A 16,036-nucleotide genomic window follows, 5' to 3' on the forward strand; every position below is an offset into this window, starting at 1 on the left:
TAACGGTAACGGGCCGCGGGCCCCGCGCGGTCCGTCCGGGGGCACCCGCCCGGCCTCCGTTTCGGGCGGCCTTTCGGGTCAGGTGCGGCGCGGGTCGGGTGCGGCGCGGGTCAGGCGGCGTCGGGGTCGTCGGGCGTGAAGCTCAGCCGGACCACGCCGCCGTTCTGGTCGGGGGTGCCCAGGTTCTTGCCGTTGACGGTCAGCCGCACCCCGGAGCTGTTGCCGATGATGATGCTGATCTTCTTCTTGGCCGTCCACTCGCGCGACTGCCCGGGGCGCAGCGTGCCGCTGAACAGCTCGCGGCCCTTGTCGCCCTGCACGCTCAGCCACGTGTTGCGCCGCGCCTGCACCGCCAGCTGGACGTTCTTGCGCGGCGCCACGGCCACCGGATCCTCGGCCCGCTGCGTGCGCGTGGGCGCCGGGGAGGCCACGCCCAGCTCGGGGGACCCGGCCACCTGGCGGGCGGTGCGGTGCGCGGAGTCGCCGCTGAACACCTGGAACACCCCGTAGATGACCACGAGCGCCAGGGCCAGGGCCATCGCCGCGCTCCAGTTCGGCGCGCGGCGCTCGCGGAACGGCACCGGGTGCTCCGGCTCGAACGCGGTGACCGCGGAGATCGGTGCGGGGGCGCCGCCGTGCATCGCGTCGAACTCCTGCACCAGCGGCTCCGGATCGATGCCGATCACGCGGCCGATGCTGCGGATGTGCCCGCGGGCGTAGAAGTTGCCGCCGCAGGCGCTGAAGTCGTCGCGTTCGATGCCGCGGATGACGGTCTCACGGATCCGGGTTCGCAAGCTCACCTGCGTGATCGTGAGACCGGCCCGCTGACGCTCCCTCGCCAAGGTCTCACCAATGCTCACGCCGGGCCTCCCTGAGAGCGCGCCTGGACCGTCCCCACACTCCTGTGACACCAGTCTAGAAATCGCAATGCCCGCTGGGCGACAGGCAACACGTTCGAAACTGGGCAAGATTTCGCATCAATCCGCCATGCCGACGGGGGAGACGGCACCGAAGGCGTCGTCCGACCGCCGCCCCCGCCATCCAAAGATCATTTTTGGCATAGCGAGGGATTTATGGCGAAATGTCCGCGAACGCGAGCGACGGACGGAGCGGCCGCGCCGCCCGCGGTGGGCCGATCGTACGCGATCATCGCGGTCCCGCGGCGGGTGTTCGGCGATGATCGTCCGCGCGGTTCACGATTCGCCGCGCACCTTGGCCAGCACCTCGGCCAGCTCGTCCGGCTTGGTGAGCACGTCGCGCGCCTTGGAGCCCTCGCTGGGCCCGACGATGCCGCGGCTCTCCATCAGGTCCATCAGCCGGCCCGCCTTGGCGAACCCCACGCGCAGCTTGCGCTGCAGCATCGACGTCGACCCGAACTGCGTGCTGACCACCAGCTCGATGGCCTGCAGCAGCAGGTCCATGTCGTCGCCGATGTCCTCGTCGATCTGCTTCTTCGGGCCCGCCGCCTCGGTGACGTCCTCCCGGTAGGCGGGCTCCATCTGCTTCTTGCAGTGCTCGACGACCGCGTGGATCTCCTTCTCGGAGACGAACGCGTTCTGGATGCGCATCGGCTTGCTGGCGCCCATCGGCAGGAACAGCGCGTCGCCCTGCCCGACCAGCTTCTCGGCGCCCGGCTGGTCGAGGATGACGCGGCTGTCGGCCAGCGAGGAGGTGGCGAACGCCAGCCGGGACGGCACGTTCGCCTTGATCAGCCCGGTCACCACGTCCACGCTGGGCCGCTGGGTGGCCAGCACCAGGTGGATCCCGGCGGCGCGGGCCAGCTGGGTGATGCGCACCACCGAGTCCTCGACGTCGCGCGGCGCCACCATCATCAGGTCGGCCAGCTCGTCCACGATCACCAGCATGTACGGGTACGGCTGGTAGACGCGCTCGCTGCCGGGCGGCGCGGTGAGCCGGCCCGCCCGCACCGCCTTGTTGAAGTCGTCGATGTGCCGGAACCCGGACGCGGCCAGGTCGTCGTAGCGGCGGTCCATCTCCCCGACCACCCACTCCAGCGCCTCGGCGGCCTTCTTCGGGTTGGTGATGATCGGGGTGATCAGGTGCGGGATGCCCTGGTACATGGTCAGCTCGACCCGCTTGGGGTCGACCAGGATCATCCGCACCTCGTCCGGGGTGGCCCGCATCAGCACCGAGGTGATCAGCCCGTTGATGCAGGTGGACTTGCCGGCCCCGGTGGCGCCCGCGATGAGGATGTGCGGCATCTTCGCCAGGTTCGCCACCACCGTGCGGCCCTCGACGTCCTTGCCCAGCCCCACCACCATCGGGTGCTGCTCGTTGACCGCGGCGGGCGAGCGCAGCACGTCGCCCAGGCTGACGATGTCCTTGTCGACGTTGGGGATCTCCACGCCGATCGCGGACTTGCCGGGGATCGGGGAGATGATCCGCACGTCCGCGCTCTTGACCGCGTAGGCGATGTTCTTGGTCAGCGCGGTGACCTTCTCGACCTTCACCGCCGGGCCCAGCTCGATCTCGTAGCGCGTGATCGTCGGCCCCCGGGTGAACCCGGTGACCTGCGCGTCGATGTCGAACTGCTCCAGCACCCCGGTGAGCGCCTGCACCACCATGTCGTTGGCCTTGGTGCGCGGCTTGGCCGCGGTGCCGGGACGCAGCAGCGCGGGCGAGGGCAGCTCGTAGATCTCCCCCGACGACGACAGCGGCAGCTGCTCGGCGCGGCGCGGCGCCGGGGTCGGGTCCGGCACCTCGACGGCGGGCGGCGGCGCGGGCACCACCTCGGTCGCCGGCTCGGGTCCGGGCGGCGGGTCGGGGACGGCCGCGGGGGGCGCGGGCGAGCCGAACGGGTCGGGGCTGAACAGGTCGTCGGCCAGCTCCGGCTGCGGCGCGGTCTTCTTCGGCCGGTCCGGCAGGACGGGGGTGTCGTACGGCCTGGTGTGCTCGCCGACCTCCGGCTCGTCGCCGTCCTGCGGCGGCTTCTTGCGGCGCCGCCCGGGCCGGGGCGGCGCGTCGTCCTCGTCGGCGGCGGGGCGGCGCCCGGGGCGCTCCGGACGGCCCTGCAGCGTCGCCACCGACCACAGGTCGTGCAGCCGCTCGGGCACCCGGTTGATCGGCGTCGCCGTGACCACCAGCAGCCCGAACGCCGACAGCAGGAGCAGCAGCGGCACCGCCACCCAGCCGCTCAGCGCGGCCTCCAGCGGCGCGGCGGCCAGCCAGCCGACGACGCCGCCCGCGGCCCGCACGCCCGCCATGTCCCTGGCCGGGGACGGGCCGCCCGCGGCGAGGTGCAGGATGCCCAGCAGGCCGACGCCCAGCGCCGTCAGGCCGATGACGATGCGCGGGTTCTCCTCGTTGTGCTCGGGATGGCGCAGCACCCGCCAGGCCAGCACGGCCAGCAGCAGCGGCAGGCCCATGCAGACCACCCCGAGGCCGCCGCGCACCACCTGCTCCAGCGCCCGGGTGAGCACGCCCTCGGGCCGCCACCACGTCACCGAGGCCAGCACGATCGCGCCGCCCAGCAGCGCCAGGCCCAGGCCGTCGCGCTGGTGCTCGGCGTCCAGCTCGCGGGCGCCGCGCCCGTAGGCGCGGAACACCGACCCGACCGTCACCGCCAGCAGGTGGTACAGCTTGGCCAGCAGCGTGAACAGACCGATGAACAGCTGGGCGAACGGACCGGGACGCTGCGGGGGGCGCTTGGCTGCCGCGCCGCGGCCGCCGCCTCCCCTGGCCGCACCGCTCGGACGCTTTCGCGGAGCCGGCGGGCCGGAGGGCCTGCGCGCCGCGGCCGACCGGGTGCGCGGAGCGCCCGAGGCCGCTCGGGAACGCCCAGCAGCCCCTTTCGCTCCTCCGGACGCACGTGTGGCCATGATGCTGAGACTAGCCAAGGACCTCACGGGTTCCGCGAGCACCGCAAGCGGCGTGTTGCACATCGACCACTCGCCCACGAACCACGCACAACTCCCCCGCCCGGGGCCGAACCGGGCGGGGGCTCAGGGGCCCGGCGGGGCGGTCAGACCTCGACGACCACCGGGACGATCATCGGGCGGCGCCGGTAGCTGTCGCTGACCCATTTGCCGACCGTGCGGCGGATCAGCTGGCTGAGCTGGTGCGAGTCGTTGATCCCGTCGGCGGCCGCGTCCCGCAGCACCGCCTCGATCCGGTCCAGCACCTCGTCGAAGTCCTCGTTGACGATGCCCGCGCCGCGCGCGTGGATCTCCGGGCCGGCCAGCAGCTTGCCCGAGGTGGAGTCCACCGCCACCACGATGGAGACGAACCCCTCCTCGCCGAGGATCCGCCGGTCCTTCAGCGACGTCTCGGTGACCTCGCCGACCGACAGCCCGTCGACGTACACGTACCCGGCGGGCACCGCGCCGACGATCCGGGCCCGGCCGTCGACCAGGTCCACCACCACGCCGTCCTCGGCGATGACGATGTTCTCCTCCGGCACGCCGGTCATCGCGGCGAGCTTGGCGTGCGCGCGCAGGTGCCGCCACTCGCCGTGGATCGGCAGGAAGTTGCCGGGCTTGGTGACGTTCAGGACGTACAGCAGCTCGCCCGCCGCGGCGTGCCCCGACACGTGCACCAGCGCGTTGCCCTTGTGCACCACGCGGGCGCCCCACCGGGTCAGCCCGTTGATGACCCGGTTGACCGACTCCTCGTTGCCGGGGATCAGCGAGGACGCCAGCACGACGGTGTCGCGCTCGGTGACGCGGATCTGGTGGTCGCGGTTGGCCATCCGCGACAGCGCCGACATCGGCTCGCCCTGCGAACCGGTGCACACCAGCACCAGCCGGTCCGGCGGCACGTTGTCGATCTCCTTCTGCTCCACCATGACCGTGTCGGGCACGTTGAGGTAGCCCAGCTCGCGGGCCACGCTCATGTTGCGCACCATCGAGCGGCCGATGAAGCACACCTTGCGGCCGTTGGCGACGGCCGCGTCCAGCACCTGCTGCACGCGGTGCACGTGCGAGGCGAAGCAGGCCACGATGATCCGCTCCTGCGCGGTGCGGAACACCTCGTCGATCACCGGGCCGATGTTGCGCTCGCTGGTGACGAAACCGGGCACCTCGGCGTTGGTCGAGTCCGCCATCAGCAGGTCGACGCCCTCGGCGCCCAGCCGGGCGAACCCCGGCAGGTCGGTCAGCCGCCCGTCCAGCGGCAGCTGGTCCATCTTGAAGTCGCCGGTGTGCAGCACCAGGCCGGCGGGGGTGCGCACCGCCACCGCGAGCGCGTCCGGGATGGAGTGGTTGACGGCCAGGAACTCGCAGTCGAACGGCCCGAACGTCCGCCGCTCGCCCTCGCCGACCTCGGTCAGCTCCGGCTTGATGCGGTGCTCGGAGAGCTTGGCGGCCAGCAGCGCCAGCGTCAGCCGCGACCCCACGATCGGGATGTCGGGCCGTTCGCGCAGCAGGTACGGAACGGCGCCGATGTGGTCCTCGTGGCCGTGGGTGAGGATCAGCGCGTCCACCGCGTCCAGCCGGTCGCGGATGTACTCGAAGTCCGGCAGGATCAGGTCGACGCCCGGCTGCTCGGTCTCGGGGAACAGCACCCCGCAGTCGACCAGCAGCAACCGCCCGCCGAACTCGAAGACGGTCATGTTGCGGCCGATCTCGCCCAGCCCGCCGAGCGCGACGACGCGCAGCCCGCCCTCCGCCAGCGGCGGCGGAGAGGAGAGATCCGGGTGCGGATGACTCACGCATTGACCTCCGGAACACTCGCCTCCGGCACTTTGACTCCCCCAATCATCAGGTCTTCCCGCAGCCGCGCCGCGAATTCGGGCGAGGCGTCCGCCAGCGGCGCGCGGACGGTGCCGCCGGGCAGCCCCAGCAGGTTCAGCGCGGCCTTGACGGCGATGGCGCCCTGCGTGCGGGTCATGATCGCGGTGACGACGGGCAGCAGCCGGCGGTGGATCGCCAGGGCCCGTTCCCGGTCTCCGGCGAGATAAGCATCGATCATCTCGCGCAGGTCCGCGCCCGCCACGTGGCCGATCACGCTGACGAACCCGGCGGCGCCCACCGCCAGCCAGGGCAGGTTGAGGGCGTCGTCGCCGGAGTAGAACACCAGCGGGCTGGCGGCCATCACCTGCGATCCGGCGAACAGGTCGCCCTTGGCGTCCTTGACCGCCAGGATGCGCGGGTGCTCGGCCAGGCGCAGCAGGGTGTCGGTGTGGATCGGCACTCCGGTGCGGCCCGGGATGTCGTACAGCATCACCGGCAGATCGGTGGCGTCGGCCACCTCGGTGAAGTGCCGCAGCAGCCCCTCCTGCGGCGGCTTGTTGTAGTACGGCGTGACCACCAGCAGGCCGTGCGCCCCAGCCGCCTCGGCCTGGCGGGCCAGCTCGGCGCTGTGCGCGGTGTCGTTGGTCCCGGCACCGGCGACGACCGTCGCGCGGTCGCCGACCGTCTCGACGACGATGCGTACCAGCTGCTGTTTCTCGGCATCGCCGGTGGTGGGCGACTCGCCGGTCGTCCCGTTGACGACCAGGCCGTCACAGCGCTGCTCATCGACCAGATGGGCCGCCAGCCGGGCGGCTCCGTCGTAGTCGACTCGGCCGTCGGGCAGGAAGGGGGTGACCATCGCGGTCAGCATCCGCCCGAACGGAGCGTCACTCGTTGTGCTGGGTGCCATGCAACGAACGGTACCGCTATGGCGGGGCCCCGTGGACCCGCAGGTCCCTCCACCCTGCGGGGGTGTCCGACCTGGTGCCTCCGGGCCGCGGCACCGCCGGCGCGCCACGGGCGGGGGACCGCCGCGTGGGAGGACTGGGAAGAAGCCGTCGCCACACGCTCGGGGGTACGCGTGGCGACGGCTTCTCTGATCCAGATGGTTGCACGCGAACTACGCGTTCCGGGCCCAGTCAGGCCACTATCCGGACTCGATCGGATAACACGGAGATGTGCTACCGACGGCCGACGCCGGGACATGCCGCCAACCATGCGAATTTGATAACCGGTTGCGAGGTTTGCCCACTCCGACCGATCCGCTCCCGGCGGACCCCCGCCGACGACCCGCCGATGCGCCGAGGCCCTCTTTCCTAACCGCTAACGTTCCCTGACGCTCCGGGCAGCCAACTCGCCCGGTAATGGGCCCATTCACGCGCGTCGGTCGTCCACTCGGCGTAGATGCCCACCCCGTAGGGCCGCGCCGGCGGGCGCTCCAGCCCGTCCAGGCCGCGCCGCACCCCCCGCAGCGCCACCGTCAGGTCCTCGGCCCAGTCCATGAGCGGCCGGTACGTCGGGACGCCCATGAACACCGTCGTGCGGTCGCCGATCAGCTCCAGGGTGCGCCGGGTGTGGCGGGCGAAATGCCATCCCGCCAGCGACTCGGTCGGCAGCGACACGTCATAGGTCATGATCGCCACCTGATCGGCCCGGTCGGCGACGGCGCGCAGGTACTCCGCGGTCGGCCGCGGCGGGTAGTGCACGGTTCCGTGCCGCGGGATGAGCCTCTTGTAGACGGGCTGCGCCGCGTCCACCAGCGTCGGCTGCTCCAGCGCCACCGACAGCACCCGGCCGCGGGCCCGGGTCAGCTCGCGGGTGCGCTCCAGCAGGTCGAGGAACGCGCCGTCGTCCGGGTAGACGGGTTCGAAGTCGTAGTGGATGCCGTCGAACCCCAGGTCCAGGAAGATCCGGTCGGTGTCCAGCACCCGTGCGCGCACGGCCGGGTCGTCCAAGTCGGTGATGCCGTGCCCGTCCACCTTGCGGATCTGCCCCAGGTAGGCCTGGGCGCGCACCCCCGGCGCGTACCGCCGCATCGCCTCGATGAGCTTGCCCGCGTTGCGGTACTTGGCGGGCGGCACCGTGCCGTCGGCCTCGAACGGCCCGGCGTGGAAGAACACGTCGGTGATGCGGTTCTCCCGCAGCAGCCGCGCCAGGTCGCGGTACTCCTGCTCGCTGTGCGTCTCCCCCACCCACTGGTGTCGCGCCCACAGCCCGTTGACCAGCGTGCCCCGCGCCCTGGGCTCGGGCTGCCACCACGTCCACGCCCCTACGACCACCAGGGCCACCAACCCCAGCACATAGGCGCACCCCCACAACACCACCCTCAGCCCCCGCCGCACAGACACACCCCTAACCAAAGACGATCTGCAACAAGCCCCACCCCATCACACAACGGAGACTTCCAGCGCGACCCCACACAAGCGAGCCAAACGATGGCGCCCGCTCAACTTCCGTCACCGACAGGCGGCCCCGCACCGGGGGCCGCCTCGCCGGCGACATCCATGACGCGGTCGAGCGTCGCCGCGATCAGCGGCCCGGCCTACACGCTCGCCTATGCAGCCGAGCGGGGACTTCCACGCCTGATCGCACCCATTTGATCACTATCGGTGATGTACTGCGGATGTGAGCACCGACAGGCAGCAGGGCGCGCGGACCCTCCGCCGCCTCCGCGAGGCCCGCGGCATGTCCTGGGGCGACCTGGCGGCCGAACTGCGCTCCCTGGCGAGCCGGCTGCGTTTCGCCCGCATCGCCGCGGCCCGACCCGCGAGCATCAAACGCACGATCGCCCGCTGGGAGGCGGGAGAGCACCCGCCCGACGAGCGCTACCGAGTGCTACTCGCCCACCTGTACGCCCGCACGCCTCTCGGAGCCGTCGCCCTTGGCCCGGGCTCGGACTTCCCAGGAGCTGCCGGCGGCACTGTCGTCGCTGGGCGTGGACCGGGACCGGCTGGACGAGTCGGCCTCCTTCACGGCGGCGGCGGTCACCGAGTCCGGGACGAGCCTTCTGGCGTTCCTCGGTACGCGCCCGCGGCGGCATCTCGCCGCGGCCCTCGCCCGTCCGGAGACCGTCGACCTGCCGCTGCTCGATGAGCTCGGCGCCGCCACCGCAGCGGTCGACGCGCAGGTCGGCTCGGTGCCGTTCGTGCGTCTGCACCTGAGCCACGCCGCGGTGGTCGACGCCTGCCGGCGCCTTCCGGCCGGTGAGCAGCCGCCGACCGTGCGGGCGCGGCTTCGCCGGGTCGCGGGCACCGCGTACGCCCTGGCGGCCCGGCCGGCGTTCGAGACCCATGACGACGGCGCGGCCCTCGCGCTCTACGAGCAGGCGGTGAGCACCACCGGCGGTGCGGACCCGTCCCGCCGTGCGCTCATCCGCACCGGCCAGACGATGGTCGTCTACTACGCCACCGGCGACATCGCCAGGGCCCGGCGCCTCGCCGATGCCGCCGTGGCGGACGCGTGCAGCGGCCCGAGTCGGCTCGTGCGGGCACGGGCGCACGCGCTCCAGGCGGAGACGGCTGCGCGTAGCACTCCTCCCCTGCACCGCCACGCGCGGGCCGCGTTGCGCCTGGCTTGGTGCGATCTCGACACCGACACCTCCGACGATCCCATGGGCGGGACGTTCTCCAAGGGACGGCCGGAGGGTTTCGAAGGCGTCTGCGGCCTGTTCCTGGGCGAGGCCGAGGCCGCCGAGGAGCGGCTCGGCCGGGCGGCGCGGGCGCTCGGGGGGGTCGCGGGGAAGCGTCCAGCGCGCGAATCGTGCCGGCCGACCGGGCGTCGGCCACGTTGCGTACCGGAGGTCCGGGGGCGGCGGAGACGGCGGCCGGACGGTTGCACGAGTGCATTGAGCTCGCGGCCGCCACGCGGGGCAGGGTGCCCGCGTGGCGGCTGCGGCAGGCGCGGCAAGAGCTGCGGCCGTGGCGGTCCGAGCCGTTCGTCGCCGAACTCGACGACCACATCCACACGGCCCTCGTCGGGCTGCCCAGCGCGCGTCGACGGGAGTGATGACAGCGGCGGGGTGGTCATCTTGGGGCGGGGGTCGGTCGGTCGTTGCGGGGAGTTGCGGTGGGGGTTGTCGAGCGGATGCGGGTGCGTTGGGTGAGGGCCACGCAGAGCAGGACGGCGACCGCCGCCAGCAGGGTGAGGGCGTCGATCAGCTCGCCGAGGAGGATGCCCGACCACAGCAGGGTCAGGACGGGCTGGGCCAGCTGGAGCTGGCTGGCGCGGGCGATGCCGGCCCGGGCCAGGCCCTCGTACCAGGCGAAGAAGCCCAGGTAGGCGGAGAACAGGGCGACGTATCCGAAGCCGGCGGCGGTGCGGGGCGTCCAGTCGGGGTCGGTGGTGGCCAGCAGGTGGGCGGTGACGGGGAAGGTGATCGGCGCGCAGATCACGGTGGCCCAGGAGATGACGCGCCAGCCGGCCATGTCGCGGGCCAGGCGGCCGCCTTCGGCGTAGCCGATCGCGGCGGAGACCAGCGCGCCGAACAGCAGCAGGTCGGCGGGGGTGAGGCGGCCGGCGCCGCGGGCGATCGCGAACGCGGTGACGCAGGCGGCTCCGGCGCCGCCGGCCAGCCAGAACGCCGGGGACGGCCGTTCCCCGGCGCGCAGCACGCCGGCCACGGCGGTGGCGGCGGGCAGCAGGCCGGTCACGACGGCCGAGTGCGCGGACGAGGCGCCGTGGTCGAGGGCGAGCGTGGACAGCACCGGGAAGCCGAAGATGACGCCGCCGCCGACCGCCAGCAGGGCGGGCCACTGGTCGCGGCGGGGCGGGCGGGCGCGCACCGCGGCGAGCGCGAACACCGCGAGCACGGCGGCCGCGGCGGAGCGGCCGATGCCGATCAGGTAGGGGTCGAGGCCCTCCAGCGCGAAGACGGTGCTCGGGAAGGTGAACGAGTAGATCAGCACGCCGAGCCCGGCCAGGCCCAGGCCGCGCGGCACTATCGACACGGGGCCAGTAGCGCTATCCTTATATCTCATGCAAAAGGATAGCAGTGCGGCGGCCTTGGCCGAAGTGCTGCGTGCCGAGGCGCGGCGGCTGCGGCCCGGTACCCGGCTGCCGTCCAGCCGCGTCCTGGTCGCCCGGCACAAGGTCAGCCCCGTCACGGTGGCGCGGGCGCTCGGGCTGCTCGCCGCCGAGGGGGTGGTGGTGACCCGTCCGGGCAGCGGCACCTTCGTCGCCGAGCGTCCGACCAAGGCGCCCGGGCCCGCCGACCACGGCTGGCAGGCCGTCGCGCTCGGCGACCGGTCGATCGAGGCGGGCGGCGTGGCGTGGCTGCTGGAGCCGCCGCGCGAGGGCGTGGTGCCGCTGAGCGGCGGGTATCTGCATCCGGTGCTGCAGCCGGCGCGCGCCATCGCCGCGGCGGCGGCGAGAGCGGCCCGGCGTCCGGCCGCCTGGGAGACGCCGCCGCTGGGCGGAGTGCCGGAGCTGCGCGCCTGGTTCGCCCGCACGGTCGGCGGCGACGTCGCCCCCGCCGACGTGCTGATCACCTCGGGCGGGCAGCAGTCGATCACGACGGTGCTGCGGGCGCTGCTGCCGCCGGGCGCGCCGCTGCTGGTCGAGTCGCCGACCTACGTGGGCGCCACGGCCGTCGCGCGGGCGAGCGGGCTGCATCCGGTGCCGGTCCCGGTGGACGCCGACGGAGTGCGTCCCGACCTGCTCGCCGAGGCGTTCGCGATGACCGGCGCCCGCGCGCTGTACTGCCAGCCGACCTTCCACAACCCGACCGGGGCGGTGCTGGCCGCCGAGCGCCGCGCCCAGGTGCTGGCGGTGGCGCGGGCCGCGGGCGCGTTCGTGATCGAGGACGACTTCGCCCGCCACCTGGGGATCCAGCCGGGCCCGCCGCCGCTGGCGACCCAGGACGCCGACGGCCGCGTCGTGCACATCGCCTCGCTCACCAAGGCCACCGCGCCGAGCCTGCGGGTGAGCGCCGTGATCGCCCGCGGCCCGGTGGCCGAGCGGATCCGCGCCACCCAGCTGGTCGAGGGCTTCTTCCCGGCCCGGCCGCTGCAGGAGACGCTGCTGGAGCTGGTCAGCTCGCCGGGCTGGCCGCGCCACCTGCGCGCCGTGCGCACCGCCCTGAAGGCACGGCGGGACGCGCTGCTCGCCGCGCTCGGCCGCGAACTGCCGGAGCTGCAGGTCAACCGTCCCTCCGGCGGCTTCCACCTGTGGGCGCGGCTGCCGGACGGGACGAGCGACGTCGAGCTGGCCGACGCGGCGCTGCAGGGGGGCGTGCTGGTGAGCGCGGGACGGCCGTTCTTCCCCGCCGAGCCGTCCGGCCCCCACCTGCGGCTCAGCTATGCCGCGGCCGCGTCCGAGGCGGAACTGGCCGAGGGGGTCCGCCGCCTGGCGGCCGCCCTGCATGCCGTGACCTGATCGACCGGTGCCGTATCGCGACCGGTCGATCACGGACACCGGTGTCTGCCCTGGTAGCCTCGGCCGCGGAGGGCAGGAGAGAAGATGGCCGAGATGCGAGCCGCGGAATCCGGCCCGGCCCTGCTGCTGCGGGACTTCGTCAACACGCTCGACGTGGAACGCGGCGTCGACCGGCTCGGCACGCCCGGCGAGCTGGCGCACTGGCTGGAGGACCGGGGGCTGGTCGCGGGCCCGGCGCGGGCGACCGGGCAGGACCTCGCCGCCGCCGTCACCCTGCGCGAGGGCCTGCGCGCCGCCATGCTCGCCCACCACTCCCCCGCCGCCGGCCCGCCGCCCGCGGAGCTGGAGGGGGTGCTGGAGCGGCTGCCGCTGCGCATCTCGCTGGCCGCCGGGCGGCCCGTGCTCGTGCCGGCCGGGTCCGGCGTGGCGGCCGGGCTGGCGGTCGGCGAGGCGGCCGGGACGGCCGCCGCCGCGGACGGCACCTGGCCCCGGCTGAAGGTCTGCCGGCAGGACACGTGCCTGTGGGCGTTCCTGGACACGTCCAAGAACCGCTCCCGCGCGTGGTGCTCCATGCGGGTGTGCGGCAACCGCACCAAGACCCGCGCCTACCGGGCGCGCCGCCGCGCCGCGGCCCCGCGGGCGCAGGGGTCGTGACGCGCGCGGGGCGGTAGCGTGATCGCGTACGCGCGAGGAGAGGACGGAACGCCATGGCCGATGCGGGCGTGCGGCCCGCGCGCCGCCCGGACGCGGCCGCCGTCGCCGACATCCAGGTCCGCGCCTGGCGGCGGTTCTACCGCGACCTGCTGCCCGCCGCGGTGCTGGAGCAGGTGACCAGCCCGGCCGCCCGCGACCGCTGGCACGAGCGGTGGGCCGAGTCGATCACCGCGCCGCCGAGCCCGCGGCACCGGGTGCTGGTGGCGGTGGCGTCCGACCTGGTCGTGGGGTTCGCCGCGCACGGCCCGTCGGAGGATCCGGACGCCGCGCCGGGCACCGCCGAACTGGTGGCGCTGCTGGTCGATCCGGCGCACACCGGCGCCGGGCACGGCAGCCGCCTGCTGGCCGCCACCGCCGACCTGCTGCGCGACGACGGCGCCGAGACGCTGACCACGTGGGTGTTCGAGGCGGACGAGGCGATGCGCGCGTTCCTCGGGTCGGCCGGGTGGGCGCCGGACGGGACGTCCCGCACCCTCGACATGGGCGAGCCGGTGCGCGAGATCCGGCTGCACACCGACATCCGCGCACCGCGGGACCGGTCCGCGCCGTAACGCCGGGGGCGGTGCGGGGCCGCTCCGCCCCGCCCTTATGTTGGAAGCCGTGCCCATGTCCGAGCCCCTGTCGACGCCCCTGACCTCGCCGACCGCGCAGCCGCCGGCCCGTGCGACCGGCCGCAACCGCTGGTTCGGCCTGGTCGTGATCAGCCTGGGCGTCGCGCTGATCGTGGTGGACGCCACGATCGTCAGCGTCCTGCTCCCCCAGATCATCTCCGGGCTCGGCCTCACCAGCACCGACGCCGAATGGGTGACCTCGGTGTACGCGCTGGTGTTCGCCGCGCTGCTGATCCCCGCCGGACGGGCGGGCGACCTGTTCGGGCGGCGCCGCCTGTTCGTGCTGGGCGTGGGCGTGTTCACCGCCGCGAGCGCGGCCGCCGCGCTGGCCCCGGACGGGTCGGCGCTGATCGCCGCGCGGGCCGCGCAGGGCGTGGGCGCCGCGATGATCCTGCCCGCCGCCCTGTCGACGGTGCACGCGACGTTCACCGGCCGGGAGCGGGCCGCGGCGTTCGGGCTCTACGGGGCGCTGATCAGCGGCATGGCCGCGCTGGGCCCGCTGCTGGGCGGCGCGGTGGCGTCCGCGTCGGGCTGGCGGTGGGCGTTCGGCGTGAACCTGCCGCTTTGCGCCGCGCTGGCCGCCGGGGCGCTGCTGCTGATGCCGGAGACCCGCGCGCCGCGCCCGGCGCGCACGGCCGGACGGCGGGGCGCGCTGCGCGACATCGACTGGGCGGGCGGCGTGCTGTCGGCGCTGGGCTTCGGCGCGCTGATGTGCGGGCTGATCGAGGGCCAGTCCTACGGCTGGTGGACGGCGACCCGGGCGTTCTCGGTGGGGCCGTTCCACTGGTCCGAGAGCGGGCCGTCGCCCGTCCCGGTCATGCTGGGGCTGTCGGCGGTGCTGCTGTCGGCGCTGGTGCTGGTGGAACGGGCCAGGGCCGCCGCGGGCCGCCCCGTGCTGCTCGACCTGACGCTCTTCGCGATCCCCGGCTTCCGGCGCGGCAACCTGGCCCTGGCCCTGGTCAACGTGGGCGAGCTGGGCCTGCTGTTCGTGCTGCCGCTGTTCCTGCTGGGCGTGCACGGCAGCGCGCCGCTGCAGATCAGCCTGGCGATCCTGCCGCTGGCGGCGGGCGCGTTCCTGGCGGGCGGCGCCGCGCGGCGGCTGGCGCAGCGCGGCGGGCCGCACCGGGTCGTGCAGCTCGGCATGGTGCTGGAGGTCGCCGCGGTCCTCGCGCTGGCGGTCGTCCTCGGCCCGGAGACCGGCGGGCTCGGCATGGCGCCGTGGATGCTGCTGTACGGGCTGGGGCTCGGCCTGACCTCCGCGCAGCTGACCAACGTGTCGCTGATGGACGTGCCGAGGGCGCAGGCGGGCCAGGCGTCCGGCACCCAGTCCACCTCCCGGCAGATCGGCGGCGCCCTCGGCATCGCGTTCGTCGGCGCGGTGTTCGCCACCGGCGTGGGGAACGCCATGGCCGACCGGCTCCAGGAGGGCCCGCTGACCGCGGACCGGCAGGCGGTGATCGTGCACGAGCTGCGGCACAGCGCCGGGACGTTCGCGCGCGACCTGCACGACGCGCCCGGCATGGCCGACGTGGCGCGGGCGGCGGACCAGAGCCTGGCCGCGGGGACGCGGCAGGCGCTGCTGGCGACGGGCGCCGTCCTGACGCTCGGCCTGGTGACGGCGCTGCGGCTGCGTCCGGGCGGCGGCCCGGCGGGCGACGGCGGCGGGCCCGGCGCACGCGGTGATCGGAATCGGCGAGAATCTAGGCGGTAAACCGGCGCACCGCGTCACCCGAAACAGCGTCCCCGACAAGCGTCCCCGAACAGAGGTCACCGTGGCCACGCTCTCCCAATGGATCGCCGGATCCCGGCCCCGCACCCTGCCCGCCTCCGTCGTCCCCGTCGCCGTCGGCACGGGGGTCGCCATCGGCCAGGACGGGTTCGTGTGGTGGCGGGCCCTGCTCGCGGCGTTCGTCGCGCTGCTGCTGCAGATCGGCGTCAACTACTCCAACGACTACAGCGACGGGATCCGCGGCACCGACGAGGCCCGCGTCGGGCCGCTGCGGCTGGTCGGCTCCAAGGTCGCGGCGCCCCGCCAGGTGCTGGCGGCGGCCCTCGGCTGCTTCCTCGCCGCCGCCGTGGCGGGCCTGGTGCTGGCCGCGGTGACCACCTGGTGGCTGCTGCTGGTCGGCGCCGCCGCGATCCTGGCCGCCTGGTTCTACACCGGCGGCAAGAACCCCTACGGGTACCGGGCGCTCGGCGAGCTGTCGGTGTTCGTGTTCTTCGGGCTGGTCGCCGTCGTCGGCACCGTGTACGTGCAGACCGAGACGCTGCCGTGGGAGGCGTGGGCGGCGGCGGTGCCGGTCGGGCTGCTGGCCTGCGGGCTGCTGGTCGTCAACAACCTGCGCGACATCCCCACCGACGCCGCCTCCGGCAAGCGCACCCTGGCCGTCGTGCTCGGCGACCGACGCACCCGCATCCTGTACGCCGCGTGCACCGCCCTGCCGTTCACCATCGTGCTGGCGATGGCCGCCCCGCACCCGTGGGCCCTGCTGGCGCTGCCGGCCGCGCCGCTGTCGGTGCCGCCGACGCAGACCGTGATGGGCGGCGCGACCGGCCCGGCCCTGATCCCCGTGCTGGGCCAGACCGGCCGCCTGCAGCTGGCGTTCGGCGCGCTGTTCGCCATCGGCCTCGCCCTGTGAGCCGCCTCGC

At 74.2% G+C, this 16,036-nt stretch carries 12 protein-coding genes; 6 read left to right on the forward strand and 6 right to left on the reverse strand.

Translation table 11 applies throughout. The annotated features are described in order from the left end of the window. Nucleotides 1-110 precede the first annotated feature (110 nt). The 5 genes from ABD879_RS15500 to ABD879_RS15520 all read right to left on the reverse strand — a co-directional run bounded on the left by ABD879_RS15500 (nucleotide 111) and on the right by ABD879_RS15520 (nucleotide 7,990). On the reverse strand, nucleotides 111-911 hold the full coding sequence (locus ABD879_RS15500) for a helix-turn-helix domain-containing protein (protein ID WP_345022001.1): 801 nt from the start codon (nucleotides 909-911) through the stop codon (nucleotides 111-113). A 282-nt stretch (nucleotides 912-1,193) separates the two neighbouring features. Further along, the gene (locus ABD879_RS15505) at nucleotides 1,194-3,839 is read right to left on the reverse strand and encodes an FtsK/SpoIIIE family DNA translocase (RefSeq protein WP_345022004.1); all 2,646 of its coding nucleotides are present in this window, start codon (nucleotides 3,837-3,839) and stop codon (nucleotides 1,194-1,196) included. 143 nt (nucleotides 3,840-3,982) lie between these two features. Beyond that, nucleotides 3,983-5,668 (reverse strand): ribonuclease J, encoded by a 1,686-nt coding sequence (locus tag ABD879_RS15510; RefSeq protein WP_345022006.1) that lies wholly within the window; start codon nucleotides 5,666-5,668, stop codon nucleotides 3,983-3,985. Beyond that, on the reverse strand, nucleotides 5,665-6,600 hold the full coding sequence (dapA, locus tag ABD879_RS15515; protein ID WP_345022007.1) for a 4-hydroxy-tetrahydrodipicolinate synthase: 936 nt from the start codon (nucleotides 6,598-6,600) through the stop codon (nucleotides 5,665-5,667). Before dapA ends, ABD879_RS15510 begins: the two co-directional genes overlap by 4 nt. Nucleotides 6,601-7,006: 406 nt before the next feature. Continuing rightward, the gene (locus tag ABD879_RS15520; protein WP_345022009.1) at nucleotides 7,007-7,990 is read right to left on the reverse strand and encodes a glycoside hydrolase family 18 protein; all 984 of its coding nucleotides are present in this window, start codon (nucleotides 7,988-7,990) and stop codon (nucleotides 7,007-7,009) included. A 635-nt stretch (nucleotides 7,991-8,625) separates the two neighbouring features. Between ABD879_RS15520 and ABD879_RS15525 the strand changes: the two genes are divergently transcribed. Continuing rightward, a complete protein-coding gene (locus tag ABD879_RS15525; RefSeq protein WP_345022011.1) occupies nucleotides 8,626-9,792 on the forward strand; it encodes a hypothetical protein in 1,167 nt (388 codons plus the stop codon). Here the strand turns inward: ABD879_RS15525 and ABD879_RS15530 are convergent. Further along, complete coding sequence (locus ABD879_RS15530) at nucleotides 9,713-10,636, reverse strand: DMT family transporter (RefSeq protein ID WP_345022013.1); 924 nt, start codon at nucleotides 10,634-10,636, stop codon at nucleotides 9,713-9,715. The genes ABD879_RS15525 and ABD879_RS15530 overlap by 80 nt on opposite strands. Nucleotides 10,637-10,664: 28 nt before the next feature. Between ABD879_RS15530 and ABD879_RS15535 the strand changes: the two genes are divergently transcribed. The 5 genes from ABD879_RS15535 to ABD879_RS15555 all read left to right on the forward strand — a co-directional run bounded on the left by ABD879_RS15535 (nucleotide 10,665) and on the right by ABD879_RS15555 (nucleotide 16,026). Continuing rightward, on the forward strand, nucleotides 10,665-12,062 hold the full coding sequence (locus tag ABD879_RS15535) for an aminotransferase-like domain-containing protein (RefSeq protein WP_345022015.1): 1,398 nt from the start codon (nucleotides 10,665-10,667) through the stop codon (nucleotides 12,060-12,062). A gap of 84 nt (nucleotides 12,063-12,146) precedes the next feature. Continuing rightward, nucleotides 12,147-12,716, forward strand: coding sequence for a CGNR zinc finger domain-containing protein (locus tag ABD879_RS15540; RefSeq protein ID WP_345022017.1), 570 nt, complete (start codon nucleotides 12,147-12,149; stop codon nucleotides 12,714-12,716). A gap of 53 nt (nucleotides 12,717-12,769) precedes the next feature. Beyond that, nucleotides 12,770-13,327 carry a GNAT family N-acetyltransferase gene (locus ABD879_RS15545; RefSeq protein WP_345022019.1) on the forward strand — a complete coding sequence of 186 codons (558 nt, stop codon included), beginning with the start codon at nucleotides 12,770-12,772 and terminating at the stop codon, nucleotides 13,325-13,327. Nucleotides 13,328-13,382: 55 nt separating this feature from the next. After that, nucleotides 13,383-15,098, forward strand: coding sequence for an MFS transporter (locus ABD879_RS15550; RefSeq protein ID WP_345022021.1), 1,716 nt, complete (start codon nucleotides 13,383-13,385; stop codon nucleotides 15,096-15,098). A gap of 61 nt (nucleotides 15,099-15,159) precedes the next feature. Next, nucleotides 15,160-16,026 carry a 1,4-dihydroxy-2-naphthoate polyprenyltransferase gene (locus ABD879_RS15555; protein ID WP_345022023.1) on the forward strand — a complete coding sequence of 289 codons (867 nt, stop codon included), beginning with the start codon at nucleotides 15,160-15,162 and terminating at the stop codon, nucleotides 16,024-16,026. The last annotated feature ends 10 nt before the right edge of the window (nucleotides 16,027-16,036 follow it).

The sequence above is a fragment of the Actinomadura keratinilytica genome (assembly GCF_039539665.1).
In the GTDB taxonomy this organism is placed as follows: Bacteria; Actinomycetota; Actinomycetes; order Streptosporangiales; family Streptosporangiaceae; genus Spirillospora; species Spirillospora keratinilytica.